Annotated in this window: 25 protein-coding genes, 1 tRNA gene and 1 other RNA gene; 18 read left to right on the top strand and 9 right to left on the bottom strand. The window is 33.6% G+C overall.

The window, feature by feature from the left end:
• Positions 1–21: 21 nt before the first annotated feature.
• From glnL to fruA, 10 genes are all read left to right on the top strand, one after another.
• On the top strand, positions 22–1,071 hold the full coding sequence (gene glnL / locus B6D18_RS02305) for a nitrogen regulation protein NR(II) (protein WP_086362956.1): 1,050 nt from the start codon (positions 22–24) through the stop codon (positions 1,069–1,071).
• A gap of 5 nt (positions 1,072–1,076) precedes the next feature.
• Positions 1,077–2,522: a nitrogen regulation protein NR(I) gene (gene glnG, locus B6D18_RS02300; RefSeq protein WP_086362955.1), complete on the top strand. Its 1,446-nt coding sequence runs from the start codon at positions 1,077–1,079 to the stop codon at positions 2,520–2,522.
• 201 nt (positions 2,523–2,723) lie between these two features.
• Positions 2,724–3,680 carry a siderophore ABC transporter substrate-binding protein gene (locus B6D18_RS02295; RefSeq protein WP_216818809.1) on the top strand — a complete coding sequence of 319 codons (957 nt, stop codon included), beginning with the start codon at positions 2,724–2,726 and terminating at the stop codon, positions 3,678–3,680.
• Positions 3,681–3,689: 9 nt separating this feature from the next.
• On the top strand, positions 3,690–4,649 hold the full coding sequence (locus B6D18_RS02290; RefSeq protein ID WP_086362954.1) for an ABC transporter permease: 960 nt from the start codon (positions 3,690–3,692) through the stop codon (positions 4,647–4,649).
• Entirely contained in the window at positions 4,639–5,610 is a 972-nt protein-coding gene (locus tag B6D18_RS02285; protein ID WP_086362953.1) for an iron chelate uptake ABC transporter family permease subunit, read from the top strand. The genes B6D18_RS02290 and B6D18_RS02285 overlap by 11 nt, the downstream gene beginning before the upstream one ends.
• Complete coding sequence (locus B6D18_RS02280; protein ID WP_086362952.1) at positions 5,607–6,362, top strand: ABC transporter ATP-binding protein; 756 nt, start codon at positions 5,607–5,609, stop codon at positions 6,360–6,362. Before B6D18_RS02285 ends, B6D18_RS02280 begins: the two co-directional genes overlap by 4 nt.
• Positions 6,363–6,520: 158 nt before the next feature.
• The gene (gene cra / locus B6D18_RS02275; RefSeq protein WP_086362951.1) at positions 6,521–7,549 is read left to right on the top strand and encodes a catabolite repressor/activator; all 1,029 of its coding nucleotides are present in this window, start codon (positions 6,521–6,523) and stop codon (positions 7,547–7,549) included.
• A 200-nt stretch (positions 7,550–7,749) separates the two neighbouring features.
• Complete coding sequence (gene fruB / locus B6D18_RS02270; RefSeq protein ID WP_086362950.1) at positions 7,750–8,946, top strand: fused PTS fructose transporter subunit IIA/HPr protein; 1,197 nt, start codon at positions 7,750–7,752, stop codon at positions 8,944–8,946.
• A 2-nt stretch (positions 8,947–8,948) separates the two neighbouring features.
• Entirely contained in the window at positions 8,949–9,884 is a 936-nt protein-coding gene (gene fruK, locus B6D18_RS02265; protein ID WP_086362949.1) for a 1-phosphofructokinase, read from the top strand.
• A gap of 8 nt (positions 9,885–9,892) precedes the next feature.
• Positions 9,893–11,587 (top strand): PTS fructose transporter subunit IIBC, encoded by a 1,695-nt coding sequence (gene fruA / locus B6D18_RS02260; RefSeq protein WP_086362948.1) that lies wholly within the window; start codon positions 9,893–9,895, stop codon positions 11,585–11,587.
• A 57-nt stretch (positions 11,588–11,644) separates the two neighbouring features.
• Here the strand turns inward: fruA and B6D18_RS02255 are convergent, their stop codons facing one another.
• On the bottom strand, positions 11,645–12,217 hold the full coding sequence (locus B6D18_RS02255) for a TIGR00730 family Rossman fold protein (RefSeq protein WP_086362947.1): 573 nt from the start codon (positions 12,215–12,217) through the stop codon (positions 11,645–11,647).
• 148 nt (positions 12,218–12,365) lie between these two features.
• On the opposite strand from B6D18_RS02255, the gene B6D18_RS02250 reads away from it, so the two are divergent.
• The 6 genes from B6D18_RS02250 (at position 12,366) to B6D18_RS02225 (ending at position 20,290) form a co-directional block, all read left to right on the top strand.
• Positions 12,366–12,441 (top strand) — tRNA-Asn (locus B6D18_RS02250).
• Between the two features lie 228 nt (positions 12,442–12,669).
• Entirely contained in the window at positions 12,670–13,407 is a 738-nt protein-coding gene (locus B6D18_RS02245) for a carbonic anhydrase (protein WP_086362946.1), read from the top strand.
• 611 nt (positions 13,408–14,018) lie between these two features.
• The gene (locus B6D18_RS02240) at positions 14,019–14,891 is read left to right on the top strand and encodes an HNH endonuclease (protein WP_086362945.1); all 873 of its coding nucleotides are present in this window, start codon (positions 14,019–14,021) and stop codon (positions 14,889–14,891) included.
• Positions 14,892–15,866: 975 nt separating this feature from the next.
• Positions 15,867–16,691: a haloacid dehalogenase-like hydrolase gene (locus B6D18_RS02235; protein WP_173795299.1), complete on the top strand. Its 825-nt coding sequence runs from the start codon at positions 15,867–15,869 to the stop codon at positions 16,689–16,691.
• Between the two features lie 50 nt (positions 16,692–16,741).
• Entirely contained in the window at positions 16,742–19,426 is a 2,685-nt protein-coding gene (locus B6D18_RS02230) for an AAA domain-containing protein (protein WP_086362943.1), read from the top strand.
• Between the two features lie 456 nt (positions 19,427–19,882).
• Positions 19,883–20,290, top strand: a complete 408-nt coding sequence (locus B6D18_RS02225; RefSeq protein WP_086362942.1) for a hypothetical protein — start codon at positions 19,883–19,885, stop codon at positions 20,288–20,290.
• Positions 20,291–20,466: 176 nt separating this feature from the next.
• Here B6D18_RS02225 and B6D18_RS02220 read toward each other — a convergent pair whose 3' ends face one another.
• The 6 genes from B6D18_RS02220 to B6D18_RS02195 all read right to left on the bottom strand — a co-directional run bounded on the left by B6D18_RS02220 (position 20,467) and on the right by B6D18_RS02195 (position 22,908).
• Entirely contained in the window at positions 20,467–20,925 is a 459-nt protein-coding gene (locus B6D18_RS02220) for a hypothetical protein (protein WP_086362941.1), read from the bottom strand.
• 98 nt (positions 20,926–21,023) lie between these two features.
• Positions 21,024–21,482, bottom strand: coding sequence for a hypothetical protein (locus B6D18_RS02215; protein ID WP_086362940.1), 459 nt, complete (start codon positions 21,480–21,482; stop codon positions 21,024–21,026).
• Positions 21,483–21,634: 152 nt separating this feature from the next.
• Positions 21,635–21,838: a hypothetical protein gene (locus B6D18_RS02210; protein WP_158092506.1), complete on the bottom strand. Its 204-nt coding sequence runs from the start codon at positions 21,836–21,838 to the stop codon at positions 21,635–21,637.
• Positions 21,838–22,179: a primase-helicase zinc-binding domain-containing protein gene (locus B6D18_RS02205; protein ID WP_086362938.1), complete on the bottom strand. Its 342-nt coding sequence runs from the start codon at positions 22,177–22,179 to the stop codon at positions 21,838–21,840. The genes B6D18_RS02210 and B6D18_RS02205 overlap by 1 nt, the downstream gene beginning before the upstream one ends.
• Positions 22,180–22,189: 10 nt before the next feature.
• Positions 22,190–22,564 carry a hypothetical protein gene (locus B6D18_RS02200; protein ID WP_086362937.1) on the bottom strand — a complete coding sequence of 125 codons (375 nt, stop codon included), beginning with the start codon at positions 22,562–22,564 and terminating at the stop codon, positions 22,190–22,192.
• Between the two features lie 14 nt (positions 22,565–22,578).
• Positions 22,579–22,908 carry a hypothetical protein gene (locus B6D18_RS02195; protein ID WP_086362936.1) on the bottom strand — a complete coding sequence of 110 codons (330 nt, stop codon included), beginning with the start codon at positions 22,906–22,908 and terminating at the stop codon, positions 22,579–22,581.
• A 193-nt stretch (positions 22,909–23,101) separates the two neighbouring features.
• Between B6D18_RS02195 and B6D18_RS12465 the strand changes: the two genes are divergently transcribed.
• The gene (locus tag B6D18_RS12465; protein ID WP_108720850.1) at positions 23,102–23,260 is read left to right on the top strand and encodes a YlcI/YnfO family protein; all 159 of its coding nucleotides are present in this window, start codon (positions 23,102–23,104) and stop codon (positions 23,258–23,260) included.
• Positions 23,261–23,941: 681 nt separating this feature from the next.
• On the opposite strand, the gene ssrA is transcribed toward B6D18_RS12465, so the two are convergent.
• Together ssrA and B6D18_RS02185 are read right to left on the bottom strand one after the other, a co-directional pair.
• Positions 23,942–24,306, bottom strand: a transfer-messenger RNA (tmRNA) gene (gene ssrA / locus B6D18_RS02190).
• Positions 24,307–24,370: 64 nt separating this feature from the next.
• Complete coding sequence (locus B6D18_RS02185) at positions 24,371–25,351, bottom strand: D-glycerate dehydrogenase (RefSeq protein ID WP_086362935.1); 981 nt, start codon at positions 25,349–25,351, stop codon at positions 24,371–24,373.
• 565 nt (positions 25,352–25,916) lie between these two features.
• Between B6D18_RS02185 and B6D18_RS02180 the strand changes: the two genes are divergently transcribed.
• Complete coding sequence (locus B6D18_RS02180; protein ID WP_086362934.1) at positions 25,917–26,813, top strand: DMT family transporter; 897 nt, start codon at positions 25,917–25,919, stop codon at positions 26,811–26,813.
• Positions 26,814–26,840: the final 27 nt, after the last annotated feature.

The raw sequence follows: 26,840 nt of genomic DNA, 5'->3' as shown, positions 1-26,840 counted from the left end.
GAGAACGGAGAGCAGCCAACGATGACATTTGATAATGAATCTGATGCAAATCTTGTTCTCGACTCAATGATTACCAATATTTTATTACTCGATAAAAAACTCAATATTCTTTATGCCAATACCGCTGCACAACAGTTACTTGCTCAAAGTTCGAAAAAAATATTAGATAGTTATTTTCCTGATCTATTAGGTTACTTTTCCCTCGATCTTGAATTGATGCAAAATGCATTAGATCAGAATCAAGGATTTACCGATAGCGAAGTTAATTTAGTCATAAACAATGAATTACATATTTTATCGTTAACAGCACAATTGCTGGCCAATGGCCATGTACTAATCGAAATGGCACCATTAAATAGTCATAAAAAGTTGAGTCAAGAACAACTACAACAAGCTCAACAAAATGCTGCCCGCGAATTAGTGCGCGGACTTGCTCATGAAATTAAAAATCCGCTTGGAGGACTAAGAGGAGCGGCGCAATTATTGTCACGCGAGCTACCTAAAAATGAGTTGCAAGATTATACAAAAATTATCATTGAGCAGGCTGATAGGTTAAGAAATCTAGTTGATAGATTATTAGGTCCTCAACAGCGGTTACAACAGAAACAACAGAATATACATCAAGCTATCGAACGGATCTATGCGCTTTTATGTTTAGAAAAACCGTTAAATATTGAGATTATCCGCGATTATGATCCTAGTTTGCCTGAATTCACTCACGATTCGGAACAGATTGAACAAGTGGTTTTAAATATTGTTCGTAATGCTTTACAAGCAATTGGTACGAAATCTGGTTGTATTAAAATTAGGACTCGAACCGCATTTCAAGTTACCTTGCATGGTCAACGTTACCGACTTTGTGCGCGTATCGATATTGAAGATAATGGGCCTGGAGTACCAGTGCATATTCACGATACATTATTTTACCCAATGGTTAGTGGTTATGAAGGTGGAACCGGCATTGGCTTGTCGATTGCCCATAATATTATTGATCAGCATAATGGTAAGATTGAATTTAATAGTTGGCCTGGTCATACTGAGTTTTCTATCTATTTACCAATCAAACAATGAGGTTAATGACAATGAATGTTTGGATTGTTGATGATGATAGTTCGATTAGATGGGTTTTAGAAAAAGCACTTACTAATGCTCATTTTAACTGCATCAGTTTTTCAAGCGGTCAAGAAGTGATTGATGCTTTAATTAATCATCCACAGAAGCCAGCAGTATTATTATCCGATATTAAAATGCCAGGTATTGATGGATTATCTTTGCTTAATTATATCAAAGAGCAAATGCCTAATTTACCGGTGATTATTATGACAGCTCATTCAGACCTTGATGCTGCAGTGAATGCTTATCAAAAGGGAGCTTATGATTATATTCCTAAACCTTTTGATGTCGATGAAGTTATTCAATTGGTTGAGCGGGCTATTTTACAAAGTCAAAGTAATAAATCTAATAGTTCCTCTACTAGCAAAGCTTCTACAGGTATTATTGGTGAAGCACCAGCCATGCAGGAAGTGTTTCGTATTATTGGACGACTCTCTAAATCATCTATCAGCGTACTTATTAATGGTGAATCAGGAACGGGTAAGGAGTTAGTGGCTAAAGCTTTGCATACTCATAGCCCACGATCACAGTCGCCATTCATCGCTCTAAATATGGCAGCTATTCCTAAAGATCTGATTGAATCGGAACTATTTGGGCATGAAAAAGGCGCATTTACTGGTGCTGCTCAAATAAGGCATGGCCGATTTGAACAAGCTAACGGTGGAACGCTATTTTTAGATGAAATTGGTGATATGCCACTGGATGTGCAAACTCGATTATTAAGAGTTCTTGCTGATGGTCAATTTTATCGGATAGGTGGTTATTCACCTGTAAAAGTTGATGTACGTATAATTGCCGCTACGCATCAAGATTTACAAGCTAGAGTAAGGGAAGGTAAATTTAGAGAAGATTTGTTCCATCGGCTAAATGTGATTCGTATTTTATTACCACCATTACGTGATAGAGCGCAAGATATACCTAAATTAGCTGAACATTTTTTACGTACCACCGCCAAAGAATTAGGTGTTGAAAGTAAAGTGCTAAGCCCTGATGCTCTTAACCTTTTAACTCAGTTTAATTGGCCGGGCAATGTAAGGCAACTAGAAAATGTTTGTCGTTGGGTAACAGTAATGTCATCCAATAATGAAGTTTATGTGCAAGATTTACCTCCAGAACTATTACAATTATCGGCTTCTGATGCCTCAGCTAATTATGAGGTTACTACCAATGTAACCAATCAGATATTACCGGAAACCGATTGGAAAAAATTGTTAGAACAGTGGGCTAAACAAGCCTTATTAGCCGGTCAAACCGGAATTTTGACGCAAACAGTAAGTGATGTTGAAAAAATTTTATTAAAGTGTGCACTTAATTTTACTCGTGGACATAAACAAGATGCGGCTAACCTGCTTGGCTGGGGGCGAAATACTTTAACGAGAAAACTAAAAGAATTATCAGATGATAATTGATTATGATAGCATGCCGATTTTTTCGGCAATAAGTCATAATTTTATCATCTAATCGTTTTACCCATTTATTTTAAATTATTGTACTGTTTGCTTAAAGTTCATTGAACACTTATTTATTTTTAGTTACAATCGAATGCAAATGATAATTATTCTATTTATCATCCATTTGCTTTTGGACTAAGCTAATAACTAGGAGTTACAATGTATTCATCTATCAAAGTTAAATTTTTAGTATTACTAGCCGCTTTATTTGTATTAGCGGGCTGTGACGATAAAAAACAACAAGCACCAGTAGCTAATAAAACTATAGCGGTTGAACATTCTCAAGGTAAAACAGATGTTCCTGAAAACCCGAAAAAAGTGGTAGTTTATAATACAGCGACACTGGATATTATTGATGCATTAAATATTCCTGTAACCGGTGTTCCACAATCGGATGTACATTTCCCTGAATTCTTATCAAAGTATGCTGATAAAGCTTATACCAATGTTGGTACTTTATTTGAACCAAATTATGAAGTGTTAAGTTCATTACAACCTGATGTGATTATCGCTGGTGGCCGTGCCAATGATGTTTATAAAAAATTAAGTGATATTGCACCAACTATTTCGCTTGATATTGATCCTAATAATTTTGTAGCTAGCTTAACCGAGCGTACTGAACAGTTAGGCGATATTTTTGGTAAACAAGCAGAAGCTAAAAAATTAATTGCTGATTTTAACCAAAAGATTGAAACACTAAAACCTAAAGCAGATACAGCAGGAACTGCCTTAGTGATTATGGTTAATGGTGGTAAAATGTCTGCTTATGGCCCTAAATCACGTTTTGGCTTTATCTTTGATGTATTAGGTTTCAAACCTGCAACAACTTTCCAAGAAGCTGGTCGTCATGGTAATGCAATAACTTCTGAATTTGTGTTAAGTGTTAATCCACAATGGTTATTTGTGTTAGATAGAGACAATGCAATTGGTAATAAAGAAGCGCAATCAGCGCAACAAGTTCTAAATAACGAATTAATCCAAAAAACTGATGCATGGCAACAAAATCATATTGTTTATTTAGATTCAACTTCAATGTATATCTCTGGTGGTATTCAAACTTATAGTCAATTAATCGACCAAATAAGTGATGTTTTACAAAAAACATCAGCCAACTAATCATAAGTTATGACAAAAACGGTTTATTTTATTGCAGGTATTGTTCTTTTAATAGCAATGACTGCATTAAGTCTTTTTATTGGTGCTGGGCATGTGACGTTGGCCGATCTTTGGTCTGACAGTAATATGCGACAAATCTTTTTTGTTAGCCGTGTACCTAGAACGGTAGCATTACTATTAGCTGGTAGCGCTATGAGTGTTGCTGGCTTAATTATGCAATTACTTACGCAAAATCGGTTTGTTGAACCTTCATTAGTGGGGACAACCCAGTCAGCTAGTCTTGGGCTATTGGTCATGATGGTACTTGCTCCTAGCGCAACTGTAATGACGAAAATGATGGTGGCAAGTTTATTTGCAATGGCTGGCACGATGTTGTTTATGTTTATCTCACGTAAAATCATCTTTAAATCTGCCTTAATGGTACCGCTTATTGGGATTATGCTTGGCGCAGTAATCAGTGCAATTTGTACTTTTTTTGCCATGTATTTTGATTTATTACAATCACTAGGTGGTTGGGAATCAGGTGATTTTTCTGGTATTTTGCAAGGTCGCTACGAACTATTGTGGTTAGTTGGTGGTATTACCTTACTTGCTTGTTGGAGCGCCGATCGTTTTACTGTCGCTGGATTAGGGCGGGACTTTTCCGTTAATGTTGGACTTAATTATAATCGAGTAATGTTGACAGGCCTGATTGTCATTGCACTTATTGGTGGAATTGTAGTTGTGGTGGTAGGGGTACTGCCATTTTTGGGCTTAATTGTTCCTAATATTGTAAGTTTATTGTTTGGCGATAATGTTCGTAAAACTATTCCGTGGATCTGTCTATTAGGTAGTGGTCTGGTTTTACTCTGTGATATTATTGGACGAGTTATTCGCTATCCCTTTGAAATTCCAGTTAGTGTAATCCTTGGTGTAGTCGGAGCTGTCATATTTTTAGTATTGTTGAGTAAAAAACGTCATGCTGGTTAATCAAAAACGCTTTATTTCAAGTCGAAAAACGGTATTGATACTACTGGGTATTGCACTATTTTGTGTCATTTTTTTCATGACATTCAATTTAAGAGGCAATATTAGTTATATATTGACTCATCGTGCTTGGATTGTTTTAACAATGATTTTAGTGGCCTTTTGTGCTGCAACGTCGACTTTGCTTTTTCAAACAGTTACTAATAATCGAATTTTAACCCCTTCAATAATGGGATTTGAATCTTTGTTTGTACTGATTCAAACCGTAGTAATATTTTTTATTGATGCGCAAGGTATTCCTTATATTGGTATTGTGGGGAAATTTATTTTTGAATCATCATTATTAATTATATTTTCTCTATTTTTGTATCGAGGATTATTTACCAAACTTAAACAAAATCTTCATTTGGTTTTATTAATTGGCATTATTTTAGGAACACTATTTCGCAGTTTTTCCAATTTACTACAACGATTAATGACGCCAACGGAATTCGCTGTTTTGCAAAGCCGTATTTTTGCAACATTTACTCGAGCCGAACCTATCTTAATCGTGTTTTCATTAGTCATTGCCTCAATTATGGCCCTGTATTTATGGCGAATGCGTTTTCGATTTGATGTATTAGCATTAGGACGTGATAATGCCATTAATCTTGGTGTCGATTATCAGAAAAGTGTCACTATCATTCTATTACTCGTTTCGGTATTAGTTTCAATATCAACCGCGTTAGTTGGGCCTTTCACATTCCTAGGTCTACTTATTGCTAATTTAGCTTATAGTATTAGCGGCTCTAGCCAGCATCGTTTTTTATTACCGACAGCGTTTTTATTAGGCGTGATTTTTCTTGTCGGTGGACAGATGTTTTTAGAACGCGTTCTAAATATGGTGGGCGCATTATCGATAGTAATTGAGTTTATTGGTGGTTCATTGTTTATCTTCTTATTATTGAAAAAGGTTCCGATGTGATAGAAATTGATAATATTAGTAAAAAGTATCAAACCATACCTGTATTAAAAAATGTGAAAGCAACCATACCTCAAGGTGGTATTACGGCGATCATTGGCCCAAATGGTGCAGGTAAATCAACCTTATTATCAATTATTAGCCGCCTATTACTTGCCGATGAGGGACAAGTAAAAATTCAGAATATGGATGTGGTTAATACGCCTAGTGATAAACTTGCGACCTATTTATCGGTGTTGAGGCAAGAGAACCGTTTTACCAGTCGATTGACAGTGTTTGAATTGGTTGGATTTGGCCGTTATCCTTATTCAAAAGGCCGATTAAATAAAGATGATTTAGTCCATATTAATCGTGCCCTAGAATTTTTAAATCTAACTGAATATAAAGATAGATTTTTAGATGAACTGTCAGGCGGGCAACGGCAACGTGCTTATGTGGCAATGGTACTTTGCCAAGATACTGAATATGTATTACTGGATGAACCATTAAATAACCTTGATATGAAACATGCAGTTACTATGATGAAACAACTAAGACGAGCTGCTGATGAACTGGGTAAAACCATTGTGATTGTTATTCATGACATTAACTTTGCTTCAGTCTATTCCGATTATATTCTAGCGATGAAAGATGGCCAACTGTTTTATCAAGGGAGGCCTGAACAAATTATGGATTCAACGATATTAGAGGAAATTTTTGATACACCAGTCAAAATAGAAAATATTCATAATCAAAATATTGCTATTTATTATTAGTACCTAATTTTTTTAACCACAAGGATTTAGAAAATTGCTAAATCCTTTTTTTATTTCTAGCATTTAATTATTTAATTTATTTATAAATAATACAACTTTTGTTTACTTTTAATTTATGTTCATGTTAAATAGCAAGTAGTTTTTTTTGAGATTTAATCATGAAATTAGAGCAGATTGCACTGTTAGCTGGTGTCTCAAGAACCACAGCGAGTTATGTGGTTAATGGTAAAGCCAAACAATATCGAGTCAGTGATAAAACCATTGCAAAGGTGATGGCGGTAGTAGAGGAATATAATTACCAACCTAATGCTGTAGCAGCAGGATTGAGAGCGGGTAAAACTCGTACTATTGGTATTATTATTCCTGATTTCGAAAATATCAGTTATACCCGAATTGCTAGCTATTTAGAGCAATTAGTAAAAAAAGAAGGTTATCAATTGTTACTTTCTTGTTCTGAAGATGATCCAGAAATTGAAAAAGAGTGTGTTCGGCATTTAAAACAGCGGAGGGTGGATGCATTGGTGATCTCTTCGTCATTTGTTGCTGAGTCAGATTATGCCTTTTATGATGCTTGGCAAAATAGTGATATCCCTTTGTTTGCATTAGATAGAACATTGTCTGTATCCAAGTTTAGGAATATTGTTGGTGCAGATAAAGAAGATTCCAAAATGCTAGCCAAAGCATTTGATCAGTTAGTCAATGGTACAGTAGTTTATATTGGTGCCTTACCCAACCTATCCGTTAGCCAACAGCGTATGGAAGGCTTTAAGGAAATTGCATTAAATAGTCGTAATAAAGTTGATTTTTTATGTGCAAATAATTATAGTCGTCGCGACGCTGAGGCTACCTTTAGTCAATGGTTAAAATATAATGATTTACCAAATGGTATTTTTTCTACTTCTTTTTCTTTATTACAAGGCACAATTGATGCAATTTTGAAAAAGTTTGATCATCTGCCAGAAAATCTAACTATTGCCACTTTTGGTGATAATGAGTTACTTAATTTTTTACCTTGCAAAATGATTGCGTTATCACAAGATCATAAAGCAGTATCAGAAGTAACCATTAAACTATTATTTGATAGTTTACATAATAAAAACTATCAGCCAGGAACAACAGTTATTCCTCGACACTTGATTTATCGAGGTAGCCTGAGTCGAAAAAGTATTGTTAAAAAGTCAAATTAAGTCGTAATAACGACAATTATTTTCCTCAAAAAACGATCTAGATCACACTTTAGGAATTAATAGATATAATTTATTTGATAATTAGCAAATTTATATTCATTATTGCTGAAACGATTCAATATGATTCAATAACGAACGATTGTGGGATTGCTGAGTTGTTTTTAGTTGACCCAACATTATAACCCAGAGGTATTTATTATATGTTTCATTTAGTTAAAGAAGACATTCATTTAAATGAACAAGCAACCAATAAAACAGAAGCAATTAAGAAAATTGCAGCCGCATTAACTAGTGCTGGCTTTGTCGGAGAAGGATATGTTGATGGTATGCTTGAGCGGGAAGGTCAGGCGGCAACTTATTTAGGTATTGGTATCGCTATACCTCATGGTACGCCTAAAACTCGTCACCTAGTTAAAAAAACCGGTGTTCAAGTTTTCTGTTTCCCAGAGGGTGTCGAATGGGGTGATGATGGTGAAAAAGCCTATCTTGCCATCGGTATTGCGGCAAGTTCTGATGAACACTTAGAATTACTTCGTCAATTAACTCACGTACTTGGGGCTGATGGAGTTGAGGAAAGAATTAAAAATATTCAATCAGCCGATGAAGCTCTCGCTATCTTAACCGGTAAAGAGAGTTTAGAAGATAGTCAATTTGCTATTAATGAATCTTCATTATTATTAAATATTCAAGCTGACAGTTTAGCTACTTTACAAGCATTAAATGCGTCACGATTGAAACAACATGATGCTGTTAATGCTAGCTTTATTACTAATGTTCTTAATAATACACCAAATTATTTGGGTGAAGGCGTATGGCTAAATGATAGTAGTGAAGGTAATTTAAAAAATGCGATTGCAATTAGTCGTACAGTAAATGAGCTAAATCAAGATGGTAAACCGGTTAAACTTCTGATTACCATTTCAGCCGTTGATGATAATGTTACAACTATCGTAAATAACATTGCTGCGTTAGTTTACAATCAAAAATTAAACTTATTAATCGCTGCAAATAGTGACGATTTCAGCAATATTTTATTATCAGGTTCGCAGTCAGTTTCATCTCAACAAGCAGAAACGCAATCTACAAGCGCTTCATCAACAAGTAGTGAATCTAATGGTGAGCTAAGTAGAGAATTTGTCATTCCTAATGAAAATGGATTGCATACTCGCCCTTCATCGGTGCTAGTTAAATTAGTAAAAGAATTTAATAGCAAAGTCACCGTTGCCAATATCGATGGTAAAAATGAACCTGTAAGTGCTACCAGTTTAATGAAAATTGTGGCATTAGGCGCTAAAAAAGGCAGTCGATTACGCTTTACTGCTGTCGGTGAAGATGCAGAGCAAGTCCTAGATGCGATAGGCAAAGCTATTGAAAGTGGCTTAGGTGAGGGTGTTTAATCATGACTTATCGTGTTGCTACTATTACTTTAAATCCTGCTTATGACCTATTAGGTTTTTGTCCTAAGGTTGAGTTAGGTGATGTTAATTTAGTGCAAACTAATGCTTTACTGCCAGCAGGCAAAGGTATCAATGTTGCTAAAGTTTTATCTGACTTAGGTATTAAATTAACCGTTGGTGGTTTTTTAGGTAAAGAGAATCGTGATGGTTTTAATTTACTATTTGAATCATTAAATGTTACTGATAAATTCCAAACAGTCGAAGGCCGTACTCGTATTAATGTTAAATTAACCGAAGAAAACAGTGAAGTTACTGATCTTAATTTTTCTGGTTTTACTATTAGCGAGCAAGATTGGCAAACATTTGTCACTTCTTCGTTGGAATGGTTGAAAGAGATTGATATGGTTGCCATTAGTGGCAGTTTACCTGCAGGTGTATCTCTTGAAAAATTCACTGAGTGGATGAAGCAAGTAAAAGCAATTTGTCCTAAAGTTGTGTTTGACAGTAGCCGTGATGCTTTAGTTGCTGGGCTTAAAGCCAATCCATGGTTAATTAAACCGAATGATAAAGAACTTGAAATGTGGGTTGGTAGAAAACTAACTACATTATCAGAAATCAAAGCTGCTGCTATGGAGCTTATTGATGGTGGCGTAGAAAACGTAGTAATTTCACTAGGAAGTAAAGGTGCTTTATGGGTTACTAAACATGAAGCATGGTTAGCCAAACCGCCTAAATGTAAGGTGGTTAGCACGGTTGGTGCTGGTGATTCAATGGTCGGTGGTTTAATGTATGGTTTACTAACTAACCAATCAATTAAAGACACCTTAGTATTTGCATCAAGTGTTGCCGCTTTATCAGTTGAACAAGCCGGTGTTGGGGTATCAGACCGTCAAGCGGTTACCAACATGTCGGAAAAAATTGAAATAATTGCGGGATAGGAGTATTCATGAATATATATATTGTTGAAGGTAGCAATTCAGGCCCAGTTAATGGCCGTTTAGCTAAAGCGGAATTAGCGTTAGCTGCTAATTCATTAAATTTCAAAGTTGTTGATAATGCGACATCAGCCGATACGATTATTTCGGTTGGTGATGGTAATATCAACGATAAATCTGTGATTGGCAAAAAAGTTTATGTGGTAAGTGATCTCAATGAAATTTTTGCTGATCCTAAGAAAATCTTAAATAATGCAAAACTTAAAGCAACTATTTATGAACAATCTGCTAGTTCTGTACCTGTATCAGCAGCAAATAACGGACAAAAACGTATTGTTGCGGTAACAGCTTGTCCGACAGGTGTTGCTCATACATTTATGGCTGCTGAAGCAATTGAAGAAGAAGCGAAAAAACGTGGCTGGTGGTGTAAAGTTGAAACTCGTGGTTCGGTTGGTGTTGGTAATGAATTAACACCAGAAGAAATCGCTGCGGCTGATGTTGTTATTGTTGCCTGTGATATTGATGTTGATTTAAGCAAATTTGCAGGTAAAAAACTTTATCGTACCAAAACTGGTCCAGCACTTAAAAAGACAGCTCAAGAATTAGATAAAGCATTTGCAGAAGCGACAATCTATCAACCATCTACTTCAGCGGCAACAGCAAACACTAAAAAGAAAGGCATTTACCAACATCTATTAACTGGTGTGTCTTATATGTTACCAATGGTGGTTGCAGGTGGTTTAATCGTGGCGCTATCATTTGCTTTTGGTTCAATTGACATTGTTGATGGTGTACAACAACTGAAAGGTGAAGCTCATTTAGAACAAATTGGTAAGCTTGCATTCTCTCTCATGGTACCTTTGCTTGCTGGTTATATTGCTTATTCTATTGCTGATAGACCAGGTTTAGCCCCAGGGCTTGTAGGTGGTTTACTTGCTGTTTCTACTGGTGCGGGATTCTTAGGTGGTATTGTCATTGGTTATTTTGCTGGTTATTTAGCAATGTCAATTACTAAATATTTACCATTACCGAAAACACTTGAAGCATTAAAACCAATTCTTATTGTGCCATTACTTGCTACATTAGCGACTGGTTTAGTTATGCAATTTATTTTTGGTACACCTATTGCATGGTTAATGGATGCATTAACTAAATGGTTGGAATCTATGGGTACTGGGAATGCGATAATGTTAGGTACTTTATTAGGTGGTATGATGTGTACTGATATGGGGGGGCCAATTAATAAAGCTGCTTATACATTTGGTGTAACCATGATCTCTCAACATCTTTATGCTCCTATGGCTGCAGTTATGGCCGGTGGTATGGTTCCACCATTAGCAATGGGGTTAGCAACCTTAATTGCGCGCAAAAAATTTGCTAAAGCAGAACAAGAAAGTGGTAAAGCTTCATTAGTATTAGGTTTATGCTTCATCTCTGAAGGGGCAATTCCTTTCGCTGCTCGTGATCCATTACGTGTTATTCCTTGTTGTATTATAGGTGGGGCAATTACTGGTGGTCTGGCATTGGCATTTGGTTCTACCTTAATGACGCCACATGGTGGTTTATTTGTAGTAGCAATACCTGGCGTGGTTAAACCAATTTTTGATTATTTACTATCCATTGTTGTTGGTTCGGTTATTGCGGGTGTTGCTTACGCATTGATTAAAAAACCTGAAACACAAACAACTGCATTAGCTAGCTCATAATACATTATGCAACTAAAACGCCATCTTCTGATGGCGTTTTTTTATTCTTGTCTTAATCTATTTTTTTACCCAACGCTGTAAATCTTTTGGGATAAAATTATCCATCCTCTCTAACATTTCATCAGCAACATCTGCTACGATCAATGTTCGATAAAAATTGTCTCGGATAAAGCCTTCTTGTACTGCGTGTTTTAAAAAATTGATCATAGGTTGCCAAAATTGACTATTTAATAAAGCAACAGGTTTTTCATGATAACCAATTTGCATACCTGTCCATACCTCAAACAGCTCTTCTAATGTCCCCGTGCCTCCAGGCATAGCAACAAAACCATCAGCTAGCTCAGTTAATCTTGCTTTACGTTGATGCATATTTTCAACAACTTCTAAACGCGTAATACCATGGTGTGCAGTTTCAGCTTTTACTAACCGCTCAGGAATAATGCCAATAACTTCACCGCCATGAGCGAGAACGGCATTAGCAATAACACCCATTAGTCCTTTATTGCCACCACCATAGATCAATCGTCTATTTTGTTTGGCAATGGTCATACCTAATTGCTCTGCTGCCATACGATATTCAGGACGATTACCTTCACTTGCCCCACAAAATACACAAATATTTTTTTTCATCACTTTTACTCTACTGGTTATGCTATTTTCTCAATATTCTAGCATGGTTTTCCCTCGATTTGTTTACAAGCTGAGCAGTTAAACCTAATTAGTGTTTTAGAGATTGACAGAATCGTCATAGATGGTTAATATCTTGTCCGTTAAGTGTTCCTCCATAGTTCAGTCGGTAGAACGGCGGACTGTTAATCCGTATGTCACAGGTTCAAGTCCTGTTGGAGGAGCCAATTTCAGTTTTTGGGAGCCTGCTTATATAGCAGGTTTTTTTATACCTACCTTTCAACAGATATTTCAAAATCACTTTTACCTGCATAAACATTATCAATTCGCCGTTTAGCCATGTTTGAACAGGGATATATAATTATTTTTTATAAGGCGTGTTTTAGCTGGAAAGCCTTATTCTTGCAGCGTATAATTCAGCCTCCCTCCAATTAATACCAAAGTGTGAAATTAATATGAAACATAACGTAGTAATTGCAGTATTAATGGCAACTAGCTTATCTTGTGCCGCTTCAGGACATTCATCTCATTGGGGATATGAAGGTCAAGAAAAACCAGAAAACTGGGGTAAATTATCACCAGAGTATGCTACCTGTGAGAATGGTAAAAATCAGTCACCGATCAATATTGATCATGCATTAAAGACAGAGCATGAAAACTTAAAGTTTTCATTCAAACCAAGTAAACAAGAAATTATTAATAACGGACATACTATTCAGGTTAACGTTACTGGCGATAATCAGTTAATATTAGATGATCAAACCTTTACGTTACAACAATTCCATTTTCATAGCCCAAGTGAAAATACCATTAAAGGTAAAAGTTACCCAATGGAAGCCCATTTTGTTTACAAAAATAAAACTGGTGAGCTTACCGTCGTCGCTTTAATGTTTAATAATGGTGAAGCGAATCCTGAAATTGCCAAGGCTTGGCAGCAAATGCCAACAGAATTGGATAACAAAGCAACTTTAGACAAAATTGTTGATATCAGTACATTATTTCCTAAAACACTCGATTATTATCGTTTTAGTGGATCATTAACAACACCACCGTGTACTGAAGGTGTAAGATGGATAGTGTTAGAACAACCTGTAACCGCCTCAGAACAACAAATTGAACAATTCCACTCAATTATGCATCACGATAACAACCGTCCTGTTCAACCTTTAAATGGCCGAATTATTGTTGATTAATAAATGGGTTTTGATTGGCTTTATAAATATTTATTATAAAGCCAATTTGATATTAGTATTTTTCAAAAATAGTAAATAAATTTATTCATTCATAATAATTACACCCTGATTGGTAATTATTTTAGTTATCAATCATATTTAATCTATTGTTAAATTCTACCTTTTTATTAGATAAGCGATAGAACTGCTACCAACAAATGAATCGGTTTGTTTCAATATATTGCACAACTATACCGTTAATATTGGTACCGATTTGTTGCCAATGATCTTCTGTGTTTTCCTTGTGTTGAAGAGAAGAATCTGATTATAGATATAGCTCAGATGAAAGTATTCCTTCATTTTCAGTGCTTAATGTATCAATAAAGTTTTCCCATCATACTTTTTGCAATATCAAATTACATGAATTATTAATAAATAACCTTAATTATGGTTAAATATAAATTAATATTAGTCATGATTTTTTAATCTATTCTATTTTGAAATTTAAACTGAAGAAAATGATCATTAATCTTCTAATCTATATAAAAGGAGAAGCAGTAATCATATCTGGTAAACTATTAAGATAACTATTGAAAACTTTAAATTATTGATTAATTGATAAGGGATAAAATATGCGTTATTGGGTCGTGTATGTTGCTGGAGCAAAAGCACAAGTAAATTATAGCATTGGTAAACAAAAAGGGATTTGGGGTTTAAAAAAAATCACAAGTCAATCTCAAATAAATAACATGCAGGTTGGCGATCAAATTATTTTTGTTCAACAATTAAAATGGCAGTCAATAAATGGCGATGTACCCAAAGGGTTCCCTAAATTTTTAAAAGATCCTCAACAATTTAAAGGTATTGTTTCTGAAATAGTAATCGGAGAAATAACTAAAGGTTATTATCAAGATAGTTCTATTGTTTGGCAAGATAATGAATATCGACACCGATTTAATTTTAAAATTAAAGAACAAGTAACTAATGTATTATTTAATATGGAAGAGTTTGGTTCTGAATTAATTGAAGCAACTTTAAAATCAATTAAATCAGGAGGTGATGCCTGTTTTGTTGGCAACAATAAAATCATTAATTTCACGAAACTTGATGATTTTGGTTTAGATATAGATCCAAATGAATTTAAAGATTTTTCAGTTAATGAAGGATATGTTAAGTTTATCGAAAATCATAAATATCTCGAACGCAATAGAAAAATTGTTAAATTAAAAAAACAAAAAGTTTTAACAAGCCAAAAATGTTTAAAATGTGAAATTTGCGGATTTGATTTTGCTGATTTTTATGGTGAAGAACTTGGACAAGGTTTTGCTGAATGCCATCACATAAATCCATTATCAGAGTCAGGTAATGTAAAAACTAAATTATCAGATTTAATTATTATATGTGCAAATTGTCATAAAATGATTCATCGTAGAAAACCTTGGCTGAGCCCACAAGAATTAAAGGATATAGTTGAAAATCAAAAATCAAAAATAAGATCTGTTTAAAAGAATCTATTAGAACTAAAGGTATAACGATCTAGATTGATATTTTTTATTTTGATAACTTTTTTATCGCTTTTAACCATTTAATTAAGATGAATTTGTCTATGGTGCTAAAGTTCACATACACACAACAATAGTATTTATCTTTCGGTGTTTTTAAAAGATGTAAAAGAATGCTATTAAACAGTGAATAGGTGAATAGGCAATGATAACCGGCGTTGGTTTATTCTAGAATTAATTATAATAAAAATATTTTGTATATTTCAATTTAATAGCCAATGATGGAACAAAACACGTTTTGTGGAATTAATAAAATGTAATTTACATAACGTATTGTTTTTAATTTTATTTGTTGCAACTAAAAAGTTGTCATTCATTTCCCTATATGCAATCCTCAAATCCTATATTTCTCCATTCTACGCAATTGGCCAAATGTTTTAATCTGTGATACAGCTCACAGTTAGAAATGAATATTTCTAGCTTTTTGACTTGTAAGTGAACTTTTTTAAGCAGTATCGCAAAATTGATGTATATTAATTACATTGTTTAGCATAAAAATGTGCTAATAATATGAATATAAAACAATTAAAAAATATTATTACAGTGATCATCATAAAGAAAGAGCGACAACATAAACCTGATAAATCCTTACTACTGTTTTATGTTTTAATTCAGTATAAACAAGCTTACCTGCGTCTATCTGACTGCAGAACTAAAATCTCACAACATATATCAAAACTGTTAAATAGCTTTGTATTGAAATGTAAAACATAAGAATTAAATATGTCTTTTAGGCGCCTTAAAGGTAAACAGTTAAGGTAATTAATGAATGCTAAATTTGATACTAAACCATAATTTGTAAAGCAAGTTTTTTAGTGGCAAGAGTTTAGAGCATAAGATTGATAATAAAGTGTCACATTATAGAAACAATATATCGTGCTTATTTAATTTAAAGCATTATATGAGGATAAATAAATGATTAAGTGTGCATTAATTTATGATTTCGATGGAACGCTAGCAGAAGGTGATTGTGCCCAACATGGACTGATGCCAGCATTAGGAATTACTGACATAACGAGCTTTTGGAATAAAGTGAAAGAACGTGCTAAACAAGACGATGGTGACGAAATACTATCTTATCTTGGACTCTTAGCCGAAACAGCCAATCAACTTGGTTCTGATGAATTAAGTGAAGACAATTTAAAAAAACATGGAAAGTCTATTCCTCTCTTCCCCGGTGTTGATACTTGGTTTGAGCGTATTAATGAATATGCGGAAGTTAATGAGATAGAACTACAACATTACATTATTTCAAGTGGTTTAGATGCTATGATTCGTGGCACAGACATTGGTCATCAATTTAGCCAAATTTATGCATGTAAATATCATTATTGCCAAAAAGGGAAACAAGCTATTTGGCCTGCTCAAGCGATAAATTATACAACCAAAACCCAATTTTTATTCCGCATAAACAAAGGAATTAAAAATTCGTGGAACAATGCCGATGTTAATAAATTTATTGAGCTAGATGAACGAGATATTCCTTTTCAACGAATGATCTATTTGGGTGATGGTGATACCGATATTCCATCAATGAAAATGGTTAGATACCAAGGTGGTTTTTCCTTAGCTGTGTTTGATGAGCAAAAATGGAATGATCAACTTACACAAAGAAAAGTTGAAAAACTGATTGCTGAAGAAAGAGCAAATTATGTTGTTCCTGCTAATTACCAAGAAGGTAGCCAGCTAGAAGTTACTGTGCGAGGTTTACTGCAATTGTTTAAACGTAAGCAAAAAGGTTAGACGATTTTCTTGTTTATGGAATAAATTTCCTATTAAAAGGACTGCTGGCAATGATTTCTATCTATATGAATGGTGATAATAAAACTAAGCAAATCAGTGACTGGTCACTTTACTACGATAATAAAGATCAAGAACTGAAACTAACTAGCTATTTTCCTTCTGGAAAAAAATATACGCAGCCGTTATCACAATGCGAAGTGATTCCAGTTGAAAAAATAAAGGGAAATCTCCTTATTGTTAAGGATAAACCCAAAATAGATTTGATTGAAAGGGCTGAAAGCTATGCACGAAAGTATACTGTTGTCTATTATCCTAATAATAGCCGGCCCTACGTTATGCTTAATGACAATATTCAGATTGTATCTGAGACAAATCTGAAAAATGAAGATATTTTTCAATATTTTACGCAAGTAGCGCAAGCTCGTATTGAACATGCTGATGAGCACAATAAAGGTATTGCCGAAAATGTGTTACGACAACTTGATAAAATCACTCCTCATCCTGATACGGTGCTTCATGCTTATTGCAGTGTAACAAATCAAAAACGCCAACTTCCTCAACATTTTATTTATCCTTTTGGTGTTAATCAAAGCCAATTAACTGCTGTAAAACAAGCCTTTGCCTCACAAATTAGCATTATTGAAGGTCCTCCTGGTACAGGTAAAACTCAAACTATCTTAAACATTGTGGCTAATATTCTCTTAAATAATCACACTGTGGCTATCTTATCTAATAACAATTCTGCAGTAGAAAATGTTTATGAAAAATTAGCTAAAGATCAGCTTGATTATCTGGTTGCCAAATTAGGCAGTAGTGATAAAAGAAAAAACTTTTTTGATAGTGAGTTGGAGGTGAACCATGAAAAACAAGAGCCAACCATAACCCTACAAAGAATAAGTGATATTACTAATACATTAATTGACCATCTTCAAGCTCAGAACCAAGTTGCTTCTTTAAAAGCACAGATTGACGAATTGACTATTGAAAAGCGTTATTTACAACAGTGGCAAATTGAAAACTTAACGACTAACTTAGAACCATTCGGTAGATATCAGCTTTCAAGGAAGAACACTACAGATTTATTAGCTTATTTACACTACTTAGCTCAACGACGTATTTCATTCAAAGATCGAATTCAACTCTTTCTTAATTTTAAGATAATCCGCACAGCGTTTATTAATGATTGGCAAAAACGCAAAGCACTTTTTTATGCTTTACAGTTAGCTTATTATGAACTGCAATTAAATGAAAAAAACAGCTTACTTAGACAGTATCAACAACGGCTTGAGGCAAACCAATTTAACGCTTTATTAGCAGATTTAACCAATAGTTCAATGCGATATTTGAAAGCGCATCTCTCTAAAACCATCGACCGGACAACGATCTTTACTGACAAAGATTACCAACAACGTTTTACTGAATTTACTAAACGATTTCCCATTATAGGCAGTAGCACTCATTCAATTATTAACTCTTTGGGGCAAGGCGTTCTAATTGACTACTTAATTATTGATGAAGCATCACAACAAGATATTATTCCCGGTATTCTTGGTCTAGGATGTGCTAAAAATGTAATTATTGTCGGTGATCGTAAACAACTACCTCATGTACCTATAAAACTCGAAATCACACCACCTAATGAATATTATGATTGTGAAAAATACAGTTTACTTGACTCTTTTATTAGCTTATTTCAAGATAAAATTCCCATCACATTACTGAAAGAACATTATCGCTGTCATCCTAAAATCATTCAGTTTTGTAATAAACAATTTTACAATAATCAGCTTATTCCGATGACGCAAGATAATGGTGAACAAGCGCTAACATTAGTTATTACTGCACCTGGTAATCACGCAAGAAACTTTTCAAATTTGAGAGAACTGGACTCACTCAATAAAATAGGTTGGCAAGATTTTACTGAAGAAAATACAGGTTTTATTGCTCCCTACAATAACCAAATTGATTTATCGCAAGAACATTTACCAATAGGTATTGTTAAAGCCACTACGCATAAATTTCAAGGTAGAGAGTGTGATAACATTATCTTTTCTACTGTATTGGATAAAAAACAGAGTAGTAAAGAAAACCTTAATTTTGTTGATGATCCCCATCTAATTAATGTAGCTGTCTCACGTGCTAAAAACAAGTTTATGTTGGTCACGGGTAATGATGTCTTTACTAAAAATAACCAAAGTATTGCAGCCTTAATTCGATATATTAAATACTACGCAGATAACGAACATGTTTACCAAAGTCCGGTTATTTCGGCTTTTGATTTGCTTTACCAAGATTACGATAAGTCGTTAGAGGCACTTAACTCACGGTTAAGAAAAAATGATTCAAAATATAAATCAGAACGGATCGTTGCCCAATTACTGCGTGATATACTGCAAGAAGACACTTATCAAACCATGATATATCATCAACAAGTTCTTTTAGAACAGCTGGTTTCAAAAGCGAACAACAGCTTTACAGAGCGTGAACTTGAATATATGCATAATAAAGCTTGTTGTGACTTTGTCCTTTATTTTAAAACGGGTAAACACCCTATAGCTGTGATTGAAGTTGATGGCGGTGATCATAATAAGCCAGAGCAAAAGAAACGAGATCAGCTAAAGAATTCCATTCTTGATAAAGCTGGCGTGCCTATATTACGACTTAAAACAGTTGAAAGCCAAATAGAAGATAAAATTAAGCTGTTTTTAAATCAAAGTATTATAGATGAAGGATAGAGATCTAAAAATGGGATATTAGAATTAAATAACGAATCGATTTTAAAAAAATTTTTCAGTCTTTCGTTTTATATGCTTGCTTACAAAAATTGTTCAATAAAAAATGGAACCAGCCGTATTCGGTGAGTATTTTGTCATAGGTATTTATTTATGCAGTTTAATACTATATAAAGAACGTTTTAATTTAAATATAGCTATCCATGCTTAGCTAAAAATTTAATTTCATAATATTTTTTCACTATATTTTTTTAGCATAATAATTAGGTTCTTCATATTTTACAAAGTAGTCATAATAAATAAAAAGCCAATATTTCTTTATTTTATAAAAATAAAGGATTAGTTTTTTATTAAAAAAGTTAAAAGTCTAGAAACATCAATTAGATATGGTAGAATTTATTCATATCGCTTTATTACTATCAATTAAACATTAAACTATAACTAAAAAGATTAAATAGAATGACAATCATATATGGGTATATCTCCTCATCCGCCGCTGATGACAAAGCTTTAAGTAATTTTAATAAGGCAGTCTTACAACGACTTTCTCAATATGGTTCTTATATTTGTCGGGATATGTTTGCAATGTTACCTTTTGACAATAGAGCGCTTTGTAAATATTCGCATATTATTCATTTTGCTGCTGAATATGATGAAATGTATGTTATGCCGGATGATTGGTTAGAAGAGTTTGAAAGTTTATTATCCCAATTATATTGGAATCATGTTAATGTCATTGAAACTTATTCTGGAAATCGTTTTGTATGGCGAGCAGATGAATGTGTTTTAGAAAAAATAAGTGCCACAACAAAATGGAATAGGATTGTTTTTGAATCTTACCATTATTTAGTGGAAATGAAATATTAGGGTTTAACCATTGTGGTTATCTACTTTATAACTAATAATATTTTTGAAAATTAATATTATGTATAACATCAATTTCTTTTAATTTTTAGCAATAGATATGTTATCTAAAAATTCAGAGCAATAAAAAGCCCTCATTAGAGGGTTTGAATTCAGGGATTAAATAAATTTAATAAAAATTATTTTACTCTTGTGCAAACTTTCAGTATTTTCATTCTAGATTTAGTTATCCCTATACTATCATTTTGACTAGCGATATACATTTCCCTTTCAAAAGTATATTTATTATTTGAATTTTTCAATAAATTTGTATTACTGACGTATTCGAAACCTAAACTATTAACTTCCATTTTTAAATTTTTATAAAATCTATCCAAATTAATCTCTACTGCTTCTTTATCCCCATTTTTCGATAATAAAATTCCATTAACAATTTTATATGAGAAGGTTGTTTGTCCGCTATATGATTCATAGTAATCACGGTATTCTTTAAGTTTAGTATCATATCCACTTTCATATAACTTATCAACGCAGTTCCAATTACCAACCAAAAACTCATTAGTAACTTTACCGCTGCTATCATCATCACAACTAAGCAACACAAAGCAAGCTAAACCTAGTAATGCAATCCTTTTCATACCATCTCCTTTTTGAGTAAATAGTATGTTATTTAAAGATTAGGGGCAATAAAAAACCTCGTTAGAGGTGTTGAATTGATTTTATAGTCGATAGATAATTATTTTATTCTTGTACATAAACCTTTTACTTTTATTTTATAGACACATTCATTTTTGTTATCAACATTTTTTTCCATTAAAAAAAGTTCTTCATTAAGGAAGTATTGATTATCAGTTTTTTTAGTCATTAATGTTGTAATTTTTGCTGAGCGAAATCCATCGTCATGAATAACATCAGTTTTACCCTTATATCTATTAACTATATCCATTTCTACCCAATCTTTAGAACTATCTTTTTTTGAGTATAGTTTACCTTCGTCTATTTTATATTCCTTTACATATAAAATATCCTCGCTTTCTCCATAATCAGAGAGTTTTCCATTATGATCTCGCGCTGAGAAGGTCTGTAATTTACATTGCCACTTTCCAACCAAAAACTCATTAGTCACTTTCCCATCATTATCATCACTACAACCAAATAATAATAAACAGACCAAGCTTAATAATATCTTTTTCATACTTTCTCCTTTGTTGGTAAATGGTATGAAAAATAGATGATAATATCAATTACAATTTAGACTGAACATTTATTGAGTTAGGCATTGCATTCCATTCCATATGTCACCAGAATGGCTCATTATGTTTTTTGATATTCTCTGTTCAGCTTGTTTTACAGCCGTCCTGATGCTCTCTTTAACCATTTAGCAAAGTTCGGCGCGTGAGTTTCGAAGGATTCATTTTCTTTGGCAGGGTAATAATCAATATCATTACTTACCAATAACCAATCTTTTTTATTGTGAGGTCTAAAAGTTTGTGTCTTCAGTTCATAAACACCATTTTTAAAGCAGATTATATCTTTCTGAGGTGTTCTCATTATAGGCAGTGATAACCTGAGCGATTCAACCGCTGAGCTAATTCGCATCGGGTTAAATGGCTCACCTGAACGGTTAAATTTAAGCATTCGGCTACTTTACTGCTCGCCTCTTTCATATCATTACAATGATAATAGTTTTTAATAAGTTCTAAGCCGTCACCGCTACCGCATTGATTGCAGAAATAAGCACCGCGACCATTTTTATTATCAAATCTATATCTATCTTTACCACCGCAGACGGGGCAGGGGCAATGTCTGCCATTGCCCACCTCAACACCTAATGAACTAAAGATTGATTGCCATTTACCCACCGCTTGGGTGGTAATTTCGTTTATTTTCATTACCGCCCCCTTAATTGATTGTCGCGTTATATTCAGTTTTGATATCTTTAGTTAAACCAATAAACAATGTTGAAAGTAATTTTTGCCCGAGCGGAGTTAATGAAATAGGTTTATCTGCGCTTTTTGTGTACATGTCTTTCAACATTCCATAAGTGCGATTTAATCCCTCACTTTCACCAAAATCCTCAATCAAGCATTGCTTAAGGTTGATATTTAAACCTAAGACTATTAAATCTTTATTAATATCAATCTTAGTGCCTTTATGAACAAATACTTGACTATCATTTTTGTTAATCTGCTCAATTAAAAACAAACTTGCTACTATCGCCATAATTGAATCAACGATGACATAGTGAATTGCGGTTATTTTTTGGTTATTACTCATTATTTTTAACTTCCTTAATCATTAAGTTTATCGTCGAGTAAATTAATCTGATTTGAAGCAAAGCAAGCAACGTTTTTTAATTGTGCAAACAAGTAACCAATATCGCGTATATCGTCTTTAAATTGTTGTTCCTCATATTCTTCACATTCAGAAGCCCAAAATAACAAATTACCAATAGCACCGATTCCCCATAGAATTGATTGTCTGAGTTCCTCTAAGTGTGCTTTTGCGTGTAATAAGTTATGTGGTTGGATATCAGCCTGATATAAATTCAAGACAGATAAAAGGTTAGGTAGGTCATATTGCCCATTTTTAGGGTATAGGGTATCATTACTATTAGCCATAGCATTACTCCGTTTAATGTTTGTGGTTAGATAGCTCATTGAGGTGCGAACTCTTTGGGCTATTGTTTTTATTAAAATGTTAAAATTTAATGTGTCCGTACAATATATTTTATTTTGTCCGTACATGTCAACACTATTTTTATTCTTTACTTTAGTGTATATTGTCCGTACTAATAACTTATGAATATCCAATATGGCAAATGAAACTAGTAAGTCAAAACGTAAAGATATCCGCTTTCCACACGAACTAATAGAAAAAATAGACGAGCAATCCAAAAAGGAGAATACTAACTTTTCTGCTTGGGTTATTGCTGCTTGTCGCGAAAAATTAAACAAACCAAACAAGAAATAATTTACTAGTTTAATACCACCAAAAAGTGGTATTTGTTTTTTTATTTTTCTTTTTATGGACTGACAAAACCTAGTTATTAGAATTCCTTTTTCCTTTTTTATGGACATGCAAAACCGTTTTTTAAAATTTAACACCATAAAAGGGCATTAATAGTAGAAATATAATAAGATGAAAATTGTAGAGAAAATGAGGATTCTTTATTAATAGAAATAACGGAAAAAGAATTTAATTTGATCAGAGAATTAGATTCAGCAGTTCTAATTTTTTGTAAAAAAAAAGAAATTCTGACTTTAACTGGTTGGACAAGAGAAGAACTATTAGCTTTTGGTAATATGCTAAGTAAACTTGCAAGAGAAAATAATATTAACTTGTAAGTTAAATAATCGATAGCTACAATGGGGATCTTGTTATCTTATTCTTGAACATGCATAGCATGTGGTCATTTCTATTTTTATCAATAAAATCACAAAGCTCAAAATTGAGTTCTCTTTTTATGGACTCAAGAAACTCAGAATATTTAATTTTCCATGTACTGGATTTCGCTCTGAAAAAAGGTTAAAAAAATCATATAATTGACTGTGTGCTTAATTCAGTTAACATAGAGTTATGCTTTTTATTTCTATAGTTTATTGATTTTGATGTGTTTTAAAGGATTTAAAAGAATGTTACTGAATAGTGAATTGGTGGAGCTGGCGGGAGTTGAACCCGCGTCCGAAATCTCTACATCCTTGGTACTACATGCGTAGTTTGTCTTTAAATTTCGCTTACCCGCTGCGGACAAACACGCCACTGATAAACTAGCTTGATTAAATTTAATGCTTCTGCCCCAAGCAAGGCTTCCACACGATCTCGTTTAGGTTTGACTCCTCTTGATCCCCGTCCTACGAGCGGAGGCTAGGGAGAGAAGGCTCTATACAGGTTATTAAGCTGCTAGTGCGTAGTTTTCGTCGTTTGCGACTATTTTTTTGCGGTTTATTTACGAGGCCTACCGCACCTCGGCATGCACCTTGGGTTTCGCAAATCCCGTCGAATCCAGAATCAGCCCCAATTGTGATTGGTGTTTATAGACAATATTGGGGCATTATAGGTGAATTCAAGCAGTAATACAAGTTACCCGACTTCAGGATTTACCCAATTTTCAGTTGGTTGTTCTGGTTTTAACGCAGCAATAATGTTATCAACAGCGCATTTGACCATAGCATATCGAGTTTCAGTGGTTGCTGAACCTACATGTGGTGATAATAAAACATTATCAAGTTTTAATAATGGCGAATCTTTGGCTAATGGTTCAACTTCAAAAACATCTAAGCCAGCAGCCTTAATTGTTTTATTTTTTAATGCTTCATAAAGTGCTTGTTCATCAATTATCGGGCCTCGAGCACCATTGATAAGGATTGCTGATGATTTCATTAACGCTAATTTTTGTTTAGTAATAAGCCGTTTGGTTTGATCGGTTAGCGGTAAAATGATAACAACAAAGTCAGCTTGTTTTAGGACATCATCTAGTTCAAGACGTTTAGCATGATAGGCTTGTTCAACATGGGCATTGGCTGAACGATTATAATATATGATGTTCATATCAAAACCACAATGTGCTCGTTTCGCTATGGCTTGACCAATACGGCCCATGCCTAAAATACCGATGGTTTTACCATAAATATCGGTACCAAAATACTCTGGTGTGATGCTTTTATTCCAGCCACCATTATGAATAAGATTAGATAATTCAACGGTTCGACGAGCGGTAGCCATGAGTAGGGTAAAAATGAGATCAGCGGTACTTTCAGTAAGAACTTTCGGAGTATTCATTAATCGGACGCCGTGTTTTTTCAAAGCAAGTAAATCATAATTATCAAAACCGACTGAAATTGTCGCCGCAGCTTTTAATTTAGGGGTGTGTTGCAAAAAATTATCATCAACTCGAGTTGGAATATTAGATCCAATCATACCGTCAGCATTGGCTAATGTTTGGATAAATCCACTAATATCGGTTTTAGGAGCACCTTGAAATAGTGTTAGATTGAAAGCTTGCGCTAGTCTTTCTTGTTGATCAGCTGGAATTTTACTAAATAAAACAACATTCTTTTTCATAAATACTCCTATATAGCTATATAGACTATTTTTACCGCAGTATAGCGTTAGATTATTTAAATTTGCAATGGAATTAAGTTTTAACCAAATTAGTTTTTATGTGCTGAAAAATGAGAAATATTTATATTTTTTTAAATATTTTTTAAAATAATTATTAATATAAATCAATATAATAGAATATTTTTTAGAAATATATTAAATTTTTTTGAAATTAGTTGGAACTTTTTGTGATTTAGTCTGTCTATATATTCAGATTACGTTAATTCATTTTTTGCCCTCCACTCATTTTTGAGTGGATTTTTTTTGCCTACAATTTTAATTAGTGCTAACTAATCCTGCTATAGAATTATATCATCTACATAAATAATCGATATATGAAAATATATTGAACAATTATTAACAGCAAGTTAATATCTAGCGATTTTCATTATTCTAATAAATAGTGTTAATTTTATTATTATCAAGCCTTTTATCTATTCTCAATTTATTTGGATTTAGTCTGGTAACTAAATAATAAGGTAATGGATGGTGCTTAATTACTAATAAGTGAGCAGAGAGAATTTTTATGTTATTTTCATCAAGGACAAAAGGCCACCTAATCGCATTGATGACAGTGTTTATTTGGGGAATCACTTATATTGCCACCAAAGTTTTACTGACAGATTTTAAACCGATTGAAATTCTCTTTTTTCGATTTACCTTAGGTTATGCCGCGCTTTGGTTATTAGCACCTCGCTTTTTCGCCTGGCAAGGAATTAAACAAGAGTTGATGTTCCTTGGCGCTGGATTTTGTGGTGTCACTTGTTATTTCCTCTGTGAAAATATTGCTTTAACCTATACCACCGCATCAAATGTTGGTGTGATCACCACACTAGCTCCAGTCTTTACTGCTATATTGGCCATCTTTTTTCTTAAGGCCGAAAAACCAGCGAAAGTGTTTTATATTGGCTGTCTATTCGGCATGATAGGTATAGCCTTAATTAGTTTCAATGGTCAGTTTGTATTATCGGTTAATCCGCTTGGTGATTTACTGGCGGTGTTTGCTTGCCTATTTTGGGCATGTTATTCAATTTTAACTAAAAAAAGTAGTAACTATGGTTACAATATTATTTTGCTGACGCGAAGATTCTTTTTTTATGGTCTAATGTTTATGTTACCCGCACTATATTTATTTGATTTTGAATGGAATTTTTCGCGATTTGAGCAACCAATAAACTTAATAAATATCTTGTTTTTAGGTGTCGGAGCTTCAGCTATCTGCTTTGCCTCTTGGAATTATGCGGTAAAATTAGTGGGTGCGGTCAAAATTAGCATCTATATCTATTTAGTACCAATTTTGACAATTATTAATGCAGTGTTAATTTTAGATGAACCTTTTACTTGGATTGCGGCAATAGGTACCTTATTTACACTTGGTGGCGTATTTTTATCAGAAGGGAAAATCAAATTTAAAAAGCATTAATATTTTATAATTTTTATTAATGCTTTG

Source organism: Gilliamella sp. A7, assembly GCF_002142015.1.
GTDB lineage: Bacteria > Pseudomonadota > Gammaproteobacteria > Enterobacterales > Orbaceae > Gilliamella > Gilliamella apis_A.
Note: the sequence above shows the minus strand (reverse complement) of the source record. Positions and strands in the feature narration are given on the sequence as shown.